General features: G+C 71.3%; 13 protein-coding genes. 8 read left to right on the plus strand and 5 right to left on the minus strand.

The genetic code is table 11. The features are described 5' to 3' along the window. Positions 1–687: hypothetical protein (locus tag ON36_RS21680; protein ID WP_043656735.1), on the minus strand; the 687-nt coding region annotated here is incomplete at its 3' end. A 204-nt stretch (positions 688–891) separates the two neighbouring features. Here ON36_RS21680 and ON36_RS21685 point away from each other — a divergent pair. Beyond that, positions 892–2,064, plus strand: a complete 1,173-nt coding sequence (locus ON36_RS21685) for an acyl-CoA dehydrogenase family protein (protein WP_043656710.1) — start codon at positions 892–894, stop codon at positions 2,062–2,064. Positions 2,065–2,073: 9 nt separating this feature from the next. Next, on the plus strand, positions 2,074–3,201 hold the full coding sequence (locus ON36_RS21690) for an acyl-CoA dehydrogenase family protein (RefSeq protein ID WP_043656712.1): 1,128 nt from the start codon (positions 2,074–2,076) through the stop codon (positions 3,199–3,201). Positions 3,202–3,206: 5 nt separating this feature from the next. Here ON36_RS21690 and ON36_RS21695 read toward each other — a convergent pair whose 3' ends face one another. Next, entirely contained in the window at positions 3,207–3,812 is a 606-nt protein-coding gene (locus tag ON36_RS21695) for a hypothetical protein (protein WP_043656714.1), read from the minus strand. 276 nt (positions 3,813–4,088) lie between these two features. On the opposite strand from ON36_RS21695, the gene ON36_RS21700 reads away from it, so the two are divergent. Continuing rightward, the gene (locus ON36_RS21700) at positions 4,089–4,391 is read left to right on the plus strand and encodes a hypothetical protein (protein WP_043656722.1); all 303 of its coding nucleotides are present in this window, start codon (positions 4,089–4,091) and stop codon (positions 4,389–4,391) included. Between the two features lie 19 nt (positions 4,392–4,410). Here the strand turns inward: ON36_RS21700 and ON36_RS21705 are convergent, their stop codons facing one another. The 3 genes from ON36_RS21705 to ON36_RS21715 all read right to left on the minus strand — a co-directional run bounded on the left by ON36_RS21705 (position 4,411) and on the right by ON36_RS21715 (position 8,582). Beyond that, the gene (locus ON36_RS21705) at positions 4,411–5,568 is read right to left on the minus strand and encodes a serine/threonine-protein kinase (RefSeq protein WP_373281823.1); all 1,158 of its coding nucleotides are present in this window, start codon (positions 5,566–5,568) and stop codon (positions 4,411–4,413) included. A gap of 21 nt (positions 5,569–5,589) precedes the next feature. After that, on the minus strand, positions 5,590–7,401 hold the full coding sequence (locus ON36_RS21710; RefSeq protein WP_043656724.1) for a serine/threonine protein kinase: 1,812 nt from the start codon (positions 7,399–7,401) through the stop codon (positions 5,590–5,592). Between the two features lie 170 nt (positions 7,402–7,571). After that, a complete protein-coding gene (locus tag ON36_RS21715) occupies positions 7,572–8,582 on the minus strand; it encodes a serine/threonine-protein kinase (RefSeq protein ID WP_083885298.1) in 1,011 nt (336 codons plus the stop codon). A 99-nt stretch (positions 8,583–8,681) separates the two neighbouring features. On the opposite strand from ON36_RS21715, the gene ON36_RS21720 reads away from it, so the two are divergent. From ON36_RS21720 to ON36_RS21735, 5 genes are all read left to right on the plus strand, one after another. Beyond that, positions 8,682–9,452 (plus strand): deoxyribonuclease IV, encoded by a 771-nt coding sequence (locus ON36_RS21720; protein WP_043656727.1) that lies wholly within the window; start codon positions 8,682–8,684, stop codon positions 9,450–9,452. Positions 9,453–9,563: 111 nt separating this feature from the next. Next, positions 9,564–10,502 carry a TauD/TfdA dioxygenase family protein gene (locus tag ON36_RS21725; protein WP_043656742.1) on the plus strand — a complete coding sequence of 313 codons (939 nt, stop codon included), beginning with the start codon at positions 9,564–9,566 and terminating at the stop codon, positions 10,500–10,502. A gap of 157 nt (positions 10,503–10,659) precedes the next feature. Beyond that, complete coding sequence (locus ON36_RS21730) at positions 10,660–11,871, plus strand: CaiB/BaiF CoA transferase family protein (RefSeq protein ID WP_043656729.1); 1,212 nt, start codon at positions 10,660–10,662, stop codon at positions 11,869–11,871. Beyond that, a complete protein-coding gene (locus ON36_RS34965) occupies positions 11,868–12,038 on the plus strand; it encodes a hypothetical protein (RefSeq protein WP_157224972.1) in 171 nt (56 codons plus the stop codon). The genes ON36_RS21730 and ON36_RS34965 overlap by 4 nt, the downstream gene beginning before the upstream one ends. After that, positions 12,035–12,952, plus strand: a complete 918-nt coding sequence (locus tag ON36_RS21735) for a hydroxymethylglutaryl-CoA lyase-like TIM-barrel protein (RefSeq protein ID WP_043656732.1) — start codon at positions 12,035–12,037, stop codon at positions 12,950–12,952. Before ON36_RS34965 ends, ON36_RS21735 begins: the two co-directional genes overlap by 4 nt. The last annotated feature ends 40 nt before the right edge of the window (positions 12,953–12,992 follow it).

The raw sequence follows: 12,992 nt of genomic DNA on the forward strand, positions 1-12,992 counted from the left end.
ACCCCGGCGGGGTCGTCTCGGGGGCCGGGGCGGGCGCGGCGGACGTCTCGGGGCCGCCGCGGGCAGGTCGGTGACCGTGAAGGTGCCGACGGTCGGGGTCATGACGCAGCGGGCGCCCGGGTAGTCGATGGTGCCCCACATGGACGCGAGGACGGTGCCCGCGCCGCTGCGCACCGTCTTCGACAGCGAGGGCAGCCCGTACTCGGTGTGGTCGTCGAGGACGTCGACACCGCTGGCGCCGGTGGCCACGTTCACCCACGCCACGGACAGGCCCGAGGCCAGCGGCATCCCCGAGTGCGCGGGGGTGGCGCTGAAGCGCAGCGAGCCCGGCGCGATGCCCTGATCGCTGCGCGGTCCGGGCACCTCGGAGGTGCCCGCGGCGATGATCGTGGTGATGGGCCCGTTGCTGCCACAGCCGAAGGTCGGCGCGGCGTAGCCGAACGGCGTGAAGGCGGTGGAGATGTCGCGCAGCCGGTCGGTGCCGACGATGCTGGTGAAGCTGTGCAGGGCGCCGACCCCCGCCTTCGCGGCGGTGTCCTCGCCCGCGATCCGGTCCAGGTTCGCCATGCCCTGCTGCAGGGGGGTGGGTTCCGGTGCCGCGGTCGCGGGACCGCCGAGGATCAGCAGCGCGCCGAGGCCCGCCGTGGTGACCGCCGCCGTCCGGACTGCGATGGTTCTGCCGTTCACCCGTTGCTCCTCGTGGATGTCGTCGCCTCTCGGCCCGTTGAGCAACGTACCAGGCCGGGGCCCGTGACGGCGGATCGAAACCGGACGCGCGGATCACAAGGGAATTGCGCGTCGGCGGACCTGTCGACACCGATGATGGATCGGGCGTAGCTTCGGTGTGCGGAGACTACGTGTTCGGCGTTCACGAGATGCTGGGAGAACCGTATGAGACTGGCCCTTTCCCCCGAAGAGGCAGAGTTCCGCGACAAGCTGCGCGATTTCTATCGGACCGAGATTCCGTCCGATATCCGCGATCGTGTGAAATACGGGCACGAGCTTTCCCGCGACGACATCGTCACCGCCCACAAGATCCTCAACGACAACGGGCTCGCCGTGCCCAACTGGCCGGTCGCCTGGGGCGGCAAGGACTGGACGCCGATGCAGCGGCACCTGTGGCTCGACGAGATGCAGCTGGCCTCGGTGCCCGAGCCGCTGACGTTCAACGCCTCGATGGTCGGGCCGGTGATCGCCCAGTTCGGCTCCGAGGAGATCAAACAGCGTTTCCTCCCGCCGACCGCCGCCCTCGACATCTGGTGGTGCCAGGGCTTCTCCGAGCCGGATGCCGGGTCGGACCTGGCCTCGCTGCGCACCACGGCGGTGCGCGACGGCGATTCCTACATCGTGAACGGCCAGAAGATCTGGACCACGCTCGGACAGTACGCCGACTGGATCTTCTGCCTGGTGCGCACCGATCCGAACGCGCCCAAGAAGCAGGCGGGCATCTCCTTCCTGCTGTTCGACATGCAGACCCCCGGCGTCACCATCCGCCCGATCAAACTGATCGACGGCAGTTACGAGGTGAACGAGGTCTTCTTCGAGAATGTCCGGGTGCCCGCCGACCAGCTCGTCGGCGAGGAGAACCAGGGCTGGACCTACGCCAAATTCCTCCTCGGCAACGAACGCACGAGTATCACCGGCGTCGGCAAGACGAAGGTCAAGATCGGCCTCGCCAAGGATTACGCGCGCGCCACCCGCACCGGAAACGGCACCCTGCTCGAGGATCCCGTCTTCGCCGCGCGGATAGCGGAATTGGAGAACGAACTCCTCGCCCTGGAACTGACCCAGTTGCGGGTGGTCTCCAATTCCGCCGACGGCAAACCGAATCCGGCCTCCTCGGTGCTGAAACTGCGCGGCTCCGAACTCCAGCAGGCCGCGACGGAACTGCTGCTCGACATCGCCGGACCCGACGCGCTGCCGGTCGGCGCCGACGGCATCGCCTCGCCGGACTGGGCCCAGCACACCGGCCCCGGCTACCTGAACTACCGCAAGGTGACCATCTACGGAGGCTCGAGCGAGGTCCAGCGCTCGATCATCGCCTCCACGATCCTCGGATTGTGAGGCGCTGACATGGATCTCGATCTGACCGAAGAACAGGTGATGCTGCGCGACACCGTGCGCGACCTGCTCGGCCGGGCCTACACCGCCGAATCGCGGGTGGCGATCACCGGGACCGATCTCGGCTGGAACCGCGACGTGTGGCGGCAGCTGGCGGAGCTGGGCGTGCTCGGCCTGACGATCGCCGAGGAGGACGGCGGCGCGGGCGCGGGCCCGGTGGAGGCCATGGTCGTGCAGGAGGAGCTGGGCCGCGCGCTGGCGCCGGAACCGGTCCTTGACGCGGTGGTGGTGCCCGCCGCGCTGCTGTCGCTGACCGGCAGCGCCGCCCAGCGCGAGCGGCTGCTGCCCGCGCTCGCGGAGGGGCAGCGGCTACTCGCCTTCGCCCACGCCGAACCGGGGGAGCGCTGGCCCTCCGAACACGTGCAGACCACCGCGCAGGCGCGCGGCGACGGGTACGCGGTCAGCGGCGTCAAGAACCCGGTCCTGCACGGTGACTGCGCCGACGAGGTGATCGTCAGCGCGGAACTGGAAGGCGGGGGTACCGGTCTGCTGCTCGTGCCGGTCGACGGTCCCGGGGTGCGGCGCACCGCCTACCGCACCTTCGACGGCAGGCGGGCGGCCCAGTTCGACTTCGCCGACGCCCCGGCCGAACTGCTCGGCGACACCCTCGACGCGCGGGAGCAGATCGCCCTCGCCCAGGGATACGCGCAGGCGGCGCTCGCCGCGGAATCGGTCGGCGCGATGGAGTCGGCGCTGGCGCTGACCACCGAGTACCTCAAGGCGCGCAAGCAGTTCGGGGTCACCCTGTCGAAGTTCCAGACCCTGACCCAGCGCGCCGCGAACATGTACGTCTCGCTGGAGCTGGCGCGCAGCATGAGCCTGTACGCCACCGCCTCGCTCGCCGACGGCGGCAACGACCCGGTGGTGGCCTCGCGCGCCCGGTTGCAGGTGGGCAAGGCGGCGCGGCACATCGGGCAGGAGGCCGTCCAGATGCACGGCGGTATCGGGGTCACCGCGGAGTATCCGGTGAGTCACTACGTCGCGCGGCTGACCGCGATCGCGGGCACGCTCGGCGGCGAGCTCGAGCACCGCAGGCAGCTGGCCGACCGGATCGGCGACTACGACCTGCCGCAGCTCTAGACCGATCAGCCGTCCGCCGGGGTGGTGCGCGGGGTGGGCGGCGCGGTGGTGGTCGCCCGGTCGGGCACGGTCTCCGGCCGGGCGGGACCGTCCTCCGGCTCGGGCCGGGTCTCGGTGGTGCGGTCGTAGGTGAGCGTCGGCTCGTCGACGGCCTCCTCGACCGGCGTGCGGGTCGTGGTGGTCGGCCGCGGCGTCGTGGTGCGGGGCGGGCGCGAGGTGGTCGTCGGCCGGGGGCGGGTCGTGGTGGTGCGGTCCTCGTGGGCCGTCTCGGTCGCCCCGGGCTCGGGGGTGGTCGACGGATCCTCCGGCGCGGCACCCGGTTCCGGCGGTTCGGTGACGCTGGTCGTGCTGAGGCTGAACGGCGTGCGGACCGGTACGTTCGGCGCGATGCGCCAGGTCGGCGACGGCGGGATGCTGATCGTGGAGGTGGTGGTGCCGGTGAGATCGCTGCGCATGTTCACCGGGGCCGCGGCCAGGTCGTCGCGCAGCGGCGGCGGCGAGACGTAGGTGTCGCGCTGGCCGACGCCGCAGGCGCCGATCACGATCAGCCCCAACGACACCGCGCCCACGGCGACCGCCGGACCTACGAGCTTGGTCCTGCTGCTGTCCATCGGCTTGTACTCCTCGCGCTGTCGAGTCGCCTCACCCTAATTGAGACCCTCGCTTCCGTCAGCCCGGGCGGGACGATCCGGAAAATTTAAATGCGAATAGTTCAGATATCGGATTGATCAAGTAAGCGTGTCGGGGGCACGTGTCGCGCGCGTCGGGCGTCCGCGAGTCGTAGCGTGTTGTGAGCAAAGTTACGCATGAGACGCCCGCGAGCTATTCGTTGTGCACGAGCGTCCGCACGACGCTCGAGACCTGATCGGCGTCATCGAGGAGTGGTGATGGGAGCTTACTCGACAACCCGGCCGGAATCCGCGCCGTCGGAACCCGATTCGGCCCCTGAGGAGCCGGTTACTGCCGAACGGGCAGTCGCTCCGGCCGCGAGATCCGAGCGCACCGCGCTCGCGGTCGTCGGACGCGTTCTCGGCTGGCTGTTCTTCGTCGGCGGACTCGTCGGCGCGGGCCTCGGCATCGCCGGCCTGCACGTGGAGGTCACGGTCGCGGGCCTCATCCTCGCCTGCACCGCGGGCCTGATCCTGCTCAAGCTGCGCGCCGACCGCGAACCCGCGGCCGAAACCGACTGAGCCGCACCGGGTCCGGAAATCAGCCGCCGACCGACACGGTCGTGGTCGTGGCGGGCAGGTAGCGCTGGTCGGCGGTGTCGTCGGCGAAGGCCGCGGTGAACACCCAGACCAGGAACGCGATCAGCAGGATCACCGCCGCCCAGCCGCCGGGCCCGGCCTGCCAGCGCGAGCCGGTCTTCTCGCCCAGATACTCGCGCTTGTCGTAGACCTTCTTCGGCGCGCGCCGCGGCACGGGCGTGTCGTACGCCGGATACGGCGTGGCGTCGTACGCCGGATACGGCGTGGCCGCCGGGATCAGCAGCGGCGGTACGGCGTGCGGGTCCACCCGCGGCGGCGCGCCGCCCGGGTAGCGCGCCGCGAACACCGCGTCCGGCACCGACAGCGCCGCGCGGGCCGCGGCGGCGAAGGCGCCGCAGCTCTCGAACCGGTCCTGCGGGCGCTTGGCCATGGCGCGCGCGAGGACGCCGTCCAGCGCGGCGGGCAGACCCGGCCGGGCCGCGCTCACCGGGGGCGGCGGCAGCTGCATGTGCCCGGCGATGACCGCCACCGGGTTGGTCGCGTCGAACGGGGTCGTCCCGGTGAGCATCCGGAACAGGCTGCAGGCCAGGGAGTACTGGTCGGCGCGACCGTCGAGCGCGGTGCCCGCCAGCTGTTCGGGGGAGGCGTAGGCCAGGGTGGCGGTGAAGGTGCCGGTCTGGGTGAGCTTGGCCGCGTTGTCGTCGTAGAGGCGGGCGATGCCGAAATCGCCGAGGTAGGCGCGTTCGTCACCGTGCTCGGTGCGCTCTAGCAGGATGTTGGCCGGCTTCACGTCCCGGTGCAGGACCCCGCGGCTGTGCGCGAAGTCCAGGGCCGCGGCGGTCTGGGCGACGATGTGCACCGCCCGCTCCGGGCTCGCCCTCACCGAGTCCGCGTCGCCGCCCTCGACGTAGCGCATCGAGATCCACAGCTGGCCGTCCTCGACCCCGCGGTCGTAGACGGTGACGATCCCCGGATGCTCGAGGCGGGCGACCAGGTCCGCCTCGCGCTCGAACCGGGCCCGGATCTCGGCGTCGCCGAACAGGTCCCGGTTCAGCAGCTTCATCGCGGTGCGGCGCGGCAGCCGCGGGTGCCGGGCCAGGTAGACCGAGCCCATCCCGCCGCGGCCGAGTTCCCGTTCGACGGTGTAGCCGGCGAACACATCCCCAGGAGAGAGCATCGATCAGTTCAGCGGCGCCGAACGCCACCAGCTCAGCAGATCCTCCGGCTTGCCGTAGCCGTCGGTGAACATGAGGAACTGGCTCCGGTCGGGGTCGCCGGTGAACACGGTGATGATCTTGTTGCCGTTGTCGGTGTACTTGTAGTTGGTGTACTGCTTGCCGCCGTTGGTGTCGACGGACTTGGTGTTGGCGGGCAGCCCGTTGATCACCGCCTGCACGTCGGCGGCGCTGTTGTAGACGTAGATCCGGTAGAACGGGTCGTCGTTGTCGCCGTCGTAGCAGCGCCACTGCCACTTCCAGTCACCGAACTCCGGATCGCCGTCGCTGGGGGAGGGCGTGTAGCTGGTGTCGGTCTCCCAGCACTTGGCGTTGTTGTAGCCCTTCTCGCCATCGGTGGTGGCAGGCACCATGCGCGGGAACTCGGCGCTGATCGCGTCCGCGTTCGGGGTGACCGGCTTGCCCGCCACCGCCGAGGTGGTGGTCGTCCCGCCGGAGTCGTCGCTGGTGGCGGCCACGCCGATCGCCGCGATCACCGCGACGACGACGACCGCCGCCGCGATGATGCCGATGATCAGGCCGGTGTTGGACTTGCGCGGCGGCGTGCCGCCCGCGAACTGGTTGTAGCCGCCGCTGGGCGGGCGCGGCGGCGCGGGCGGGGTCGCGCCGTACTGCGGGCGCGACTGCTGGGTGTAGGGCGCGGGCCCGCCGTGCCGACCGGTCGGCGGCACACCCTGATTCGCGGTCATCGGGCCTGCCGTCATCGGGCTCGCGGTCATCGGGCTCGCGGTCATCGGGCCCTGGGCGGTGACGGGGCCGACCGTGCCGTGCGGGCCCGCGGTCATCGGGCCGGGCGTGGCAACGGGATAGGGCGCGCCGGTCTGCGGGATCGCGCCGCCGGTCGCCGGGCGGGGCCCGCCGGTCTGCGGGAGGGCGCCACCGGTGGTCGGACGCGGGCCGACCAGGGGCAGTGCGGGCGCGCTCGGGTTGGACATGGCCGCCTGCGCGGCCGCGGCGAAGGCCGAACAGGACTCGAACCGCTCGTCCGGGCGCTTGGCCATGGCCTTGGCCAGCACGGCGTCCAGCCCGTAGGGCAGGCCCGGCCGGACGCTGCTCAGCGGGGGCGGCGGCTGCTGCAGGTGACCCTGGATGACCGCGGCCGGATTGGTCGCCGCGAACGGCCCGGCCCCGGTGAACAGCCAGAACAGCGTGCAGGCCAGCGAGTACTGATCCGAGCGGTGGTCCAGCGACGCGCCGGTCAGCTGCTCGGGCGAGGCGTAGGCCAGGGTGGCGGTGAAGGTGCCGGTCTGGGTCAGGTGGCCGGTGTCGTCGCGCAGGCGGGCGATGCCGAAGTCGGTCAGGTAGACCCGTTCACCGCGGCCCGCGCCGGAGCGGGCCAGGAGGATGTTGGCCGGCTTCACGTCGCGGTGCAGCACGCCCATGCCGTGCGCGTAGTCGAGCGCGTCGGCGGTCTCCTTGACGATCTGCAGGGCGCGCTCGGGCGGGAGCGTCTTCGGGTCGACCGACACCGCGTCGATGCCGTCGATGAACTGCATCGAGATCCACAGCTGCTCGTCCTCGAGGCCGCGGTCGTAGACGGTGACGATGTTGGGGTGATCCAGGCGCGAGACCAGATCCGCCTCCCGTTCGAACCGCGCCCGCACCTCCTTGTCGAAGAACATCTCGCGGTTCAGCAACTTCAGCGCAGTCATCCGCGGCAGGCGAGGATGCTTGGCGAGATACACCGAACCCATGCCACCGCGGCCGAGTTGCCGTTCGATGACATAGCCGGCGAAGACATCTCCATTGGCCAGCATGTCTGCTCCACTTCCCGCGCTGCGCCGGGACCCACCAGCGCAGACGCGTACAGCACAAGAAGCTGTGGCGGGTGGCCCCGGCCACAGGCAAATCAACGAAACCTTAGCAGCAGGCGGTGTCCGTTTCGGGCCCGTAGGGTCCGGTACGGTTCACCGCCTTGCGTGGCCGGTCACGGCGGCCGGTGCGTCCCCGGTGCCGGGCGCCGGGCCGTGCCCCGGTGCGTGCCGGGGAAATCGATGACGCCGTGCGCGGGACGGCGGGGCGGACGGGCCAGGCTCAGCGGCGGCACCGGCGCGGGGCGGCGGGTGGCCATCGGCGACGGGCCCGGCTGCCGGGGCAGCTGACCGGTGCCGCCGAGCGCGGCGCGGGCGGCCGCCGCGAACGCGGCGCAACTGTCGAAGCGGGCGGCCGGGTGCTTGGCCATGGCGCGCGCGAGCACCGCGTCCAGCGCGGGCGGCAGCTGCGGGCGCAGCCTGCGCGCGGACGGCACCGGGGCGAGCACGTGCGCCTGGATCACCGCCGCGGGATTGGTGCCCGGATACGGCGTCGACCCGGTCAGCATCCAGAACAGGCTGCAGGCCAGGGAGTACTGGTCGGCGCGATGGTCGAGGCTGTGCCCGGACAGGTGCTCGGGCGCGGCGTAGGCGAGCGTCGCGGTGATGGTGTCGGCCGAGGTCAGCGTTGTGTCGCTGTCGCGGACCGACGCGATGCCGAAGTCGGTGAGCAGCACCCGTTCCGGCTGCCCGATCGGCGGCTTGGCCAGCAGGATGTTGGCGGGTTTGACGTCGCGGTGCAGCACGCCGTTGGCGTGCGCGAAGTCCAGGGCGACGGCGGTCTCGGACACGATCTGCACCGCCCGCCGCGGTTCGAGCACGTCGACGTCGATGCTGGCGGCGTCGGCGCCCGCGACGAACTGCATGGCGATCCAGAGCTGGTCGTCCTCGGCGCCCCGGTCGTAGACCGTGACGATGTTGGGGTGCTCGAGCTGGGAGACCAGATCGGCCTCGCGCTCGAACCGGCGCCGGATCTCGGGATCGGCGTTCATGTCCCTGCCGAGCAGCTTGAGCGCGGTGAGCCGGGGCAGCCGGGGATGCTTGGCCAGGTAGACGGTGCCCATCCCGCCGTAGCCGAGCACGCGGCGCACGGTGTACCCGGCGAACACCTCGCCTCGCTGCAACACCGTCGCTCCACCCCCTCACGGGTCCGTCCGTTCCGAATCCTACCGAGGTATAGCGACAGGCACGCCGGACGTAACATCCGCGGGCCATAGACTCGGCGCATGCGCATTGGAGCACACGTTCGCAACGACAGCGACCCGATCGGCTTCGGTGAGAAACTCGGTGCCGACGTCATCCAGATGTTCGTGGTCGACCCGCAGTCCTGGGACAAACCGCAACCGCATCCCCGCGCCGCCGAGATCGTCGCCAGCCCCATCGACGTGGTGGTGCACTCGTCGTATCAGATCAACGTGGCCAGCCTGAACAACCGGCTGCGCATGCCCTCGCGCAACGCGGTCGCCCAGCAGGCGAAGGCCGCCGCCGACCTCGGGGCCTTCGGCCTGGTCGTGCACGGCGGGCACGTGCGCTCCGACGACGAGATCGAGGCCGGGATCGTCAACTGGGGCAAGCTGTTCGAGCGGCAGCAGGACAAGGGCGGCTTCGCGGTGCCGATCCTCATCGAGAACACCGCGGGCGGCAACCACGCCATGGCCCGGCACTTCGACGCCATCGCCCGCCTGTGGGACACCGTCGGCGACTACGGCGCCGGATTCTGCCTGGACACCTGCCACGCCTGGGCGGGCGGGGAGGAACTGGTCGGGGTGGTCGAGCGGATCCGGGCGATCACCGGCCGCATCGACCTGGTGCACCTGAACTCCTCGCGCGACGAGTTCGACTCCGGCGCCGACCGGCACGCCAACTTCGCCGACGGCACCATCGACCCCGAGCTGCTGGCCGAGGTCTGCCGCACCGCGGACGCGCCGGTCATCCTGGAGACCCCGGCCGAAGGGGTGGCCGAGGACCTCGCCTACCTGCGTGAGCACGTCGGCTGACCCCGCGGCGGGCTTTCGATCACCCCGACAGAAACCCTGTCGAGGCAGCGGCTTTCGCGGTGTGCTGGAGACAGCCAACCGACCAGGAAACCGACAGCGAAGGTGATCGTCATGCCTGCCGAGAACACAGTCCACACCATCCCCGCCCTCACGGTGACCAAGCTCGGCGCCCACATCGGCGCCCGTGTCGAGGGTGTGCGGCTGGGCGGCGATCTCGACGCGGCCACCGTCGCCACGCTGCGCCGCGCCCTCGCCGAGCACAAGGTGATCTTCTTCAGCGGCCAGCAGCACCTCACCGAGGACGGCCAGTACGAGTTCGCCCAGCTGCTCGGCTCGCCGACCACGCCGCACCCGACCGTGACCTCCCAGGGCGTCAAGAGCCTGGCCATCGACTCCGAGCGGGGCCGCGCCAACTCCTGGCACACCGACGTCACCTTCGTCGACCGCATTCCGAAGGCGTCGATCCTGCGCGCGGAGACCCTGCCCACCTACGGTGGCTCCACCACCTGGGCCTCCACCGTCGCCGCCTACAACTCGCTGCCCGCCCCGCTGCGGCAGCTGGCCGAGTCGCTGCGTGCCGTGCACACCAACGTCTACGACTACGCCGCGGCCAACGTCGACCCCGACAGCGACAAGCGCGCCGAGTACCGGGCCGAATTCCAGTCGACCTACTACGAGACCGAACACCCGGTCGTGCGCGTGCACCCCGAGACCGGCGAGAAGGCGCTGCTGCTCGGCCACTTCGTCAAGCACTTCGTCGGCCTGTCCAGCAACGAGTCGCAGGCGCTGTTCCGCCTGTTCCAGGACCGGGTCACCCGCCTGGAGAACACCGTGCGGTGGAACTGGTCCCACGGCGACGTCGCGATCTGGGACAACCGGGCCACCCAGCACTACGCGGTGGACGACTACGACGGCCAGCCGCGCCGCCTGACCCGCATCACCCTCGCCGGTGACATCCCGGTCGGCGTCGACGGCACGCCGAGCACCGTGCTGGCGGGCAACGCCGAGCACTACAGCATCGTCGAGGTGCCCGAGCTCCTGGCGAGCTGACCACCGCCTGCGACGCGCGACGGAGGAGGTGAGGCTGCTGGAGTGCTGTAGACATTGCGAGGGGACTGTCCCCGGTGGAGGTACCTCCACCGGGGACAGCGTCGTCTCGGACGGGGGTCGGCACGAGCGGCCCGGCGCGAGCCTCGATACTGGGTCCATGAGTATTCGGCCGCTGGACGGCGTACGCGTCCTGGAGCTGGGCAACTACATCGCCGCCCCCACGGCGGGGCGGATCCTCGGCGATTTCGGCGCCGAGGTGATCAAGGTCGAACGTCCCGGGGTCGGCGACGAGTTGCGCAACTGGCGGCTCTACGGCGGGGACACCTCGATGCTCTATCGCACGGTCAACCGCAACAAGAAGTCGATCACCCTCGACCTGCGCACCGACGCGGGCAGGCGGGTCGTGCTCGATCTGCTCGCGCACTGCGACGTGCTGCTGGAGAACTTCCGGCCCGGCATGCTCGAGAAGTGGGGGCTCGGCCCCGAGGTGCTCGAAGAGGTCAACCCCGCGCTGGTGATCACCCGTATCTCGGCCTACGGCCAGACCGGGCCGCTGTCGAGCCGGCCGGGCTTCGCCGCCGTCGCCGAGGCCGTCGGCGGCCTGCGCGAACTGGTCGGCGACCCCGACCGGCCGCCCGTGCGGACCGGGGTGTCCATCGGCGACTCGATCGCCGGCATCTACGCCGCCTTCGGCACCGTCATGGCCCTGTTCCGGCGCGAACGGGTCGGCGGGGACGTCCCGCAGGCCGAGCGGATCATCGACGTGGCCCTCAACGAGTCCATCCTGTCGGTGATGGAATCGCTGGTCCCGGACTACCTGGCCTACGGCATCCAGCGCGAGCGGGTCGGCGGCCGGATGGAGGGCATCGCGCCGAGCAACGCCTACCCGACCAGCGACGGCTACAGCATCATCATCGGCGGCAACGGCGACGCCATCTTCCAGCGGTACATGCGGGTCATCGGCCGCCCGGACCTGGCCGCGGACCCGGAGCTGGCCGACAACGCGGGCCGCTGGCGCCACCGCGACCGCCTCGACGCCGCCATCGCCGAGTGGTCGGTGCGGCACACCCGCGAGCAGGCACTCGATCTGCTCGAGGAGGCCGCCATCCCGTGCGGCCCCATCTACACCGCGGCCGACATCGTCGCCGACGAGCAGTACAAGGCGCGCAACATGATCCAGCCGTTCCCCGTCGACGTCGGCGAGGACGCGCCCAAGCAGGTCGGCTTCCCCGGCATCGTGCCCGTCATCGGCGGGGAGTCGCTGCCCATCCGTAACGTCGGGCCCGATCTCGGCGAGCACACCCGCGAGGTGCTGAGCGAGGTGCTCGGCATGTCCGCCGCCGAGATCGATGCCCTGGAGGAAGCGTGACCCGTCGAGTACACGGCAGGCGCAGGCCGCCGAAGCGCAACCCGTGGGAGCTGCGCGGTCCCGGCCACACCCGGCCGACCGTGCACCCGACGCCGGCCAGCCAGTCCGACAAACCGTGCGGCGGCGTCATGTGCGTGCCCACCCAGCAGCGGGACGGTTCCCGGTGACGGCCCCGGCACTGCGCGATGTCACCCTGCGCGACGGCCTGCAGCTGACCGGCAAGGTGCTGCCCACCGAGTACAAGGTCGACATCGTGCGCAGGCTGCTCGCCACGGGCGTGCCCGCGCTCGAGATCGGGTCCATGGCACGGCCGGACCTCGTGCCGCCCATGGCCAACTCCCTCGAACTGATCGAGGCGCTCACCCCCGACGAACTGGCCCGCTGCTGGGTGTGGGTGGCCACGCCCCGGCACGTGGCGAAGGCCGCGGCCGCGGGCGCGGTCAACTTCCAGTACTGCTTCTCGGTCTCCGACGCGCACAACCGGGCCAACATCGGCCGCGACACCGAAGCCTCGGTGGCTGCCATGCCCGAGGCGATCCGGCTGGCGGAGGAGGCGGGTGGCCGGATCCAGCTGTGCCTGGCCACCGCCTTCACCTGCCCGTTCGACGGGCCGGTCGATCCGGCCAGGGTGCTGGCCATCGCCAACGACCCGCGCACCGAGGGCGCCGCCGACATCGTCCTGGCCGACACGCTCGGCCAGGCCAACCCGGGCGAGGTCGGCGCGCTGGTCGCCGCGGTCCGGGAGCGGACCCCGCCGCGCCGCGTCGTCTTCCACGGGCACGACACGTGGGGCATGGGGGTGGCCAACACCCTGGCCGCGGCCGCCGCGGGCGCCGACATGGTCGACGGCGCGCTCGGCGGGCTCGGCGGCTGCCCGTTCGCCCCCGGCGCCAGCGGCAACACCGCCTCCGAGGACATCCTGTTCGCCACCCGCCCCGACTGGTTCACCCCGGCCGCGCTGGCGGACCTGGTCGGCCTGACCGAGGAGCTGCTGGTCGAGCTGGGCGAGCCGAACCGGTCGCGCACGGTCGAGGGAGCGCGCTCGAAGGCCGACGCGTTCGCCTGGGTCGTGCGGTCCTAGATGTACTGCCCAGGCAGGTTGGTCAACCGGGTGATGGGGG

The sequence above is a fragment of the Nocardia thailandica NBRC 100428 genome (genome assembly GCF_000308795.1).
In the GTDB taxonomy this organism is placed as follows: domain Bacteria; phylum Actinomycetota; class Actinomycetes; order Mycobacteriales; family Mycobacteriaceae; genus Nocardia; species Nocardia thailandica.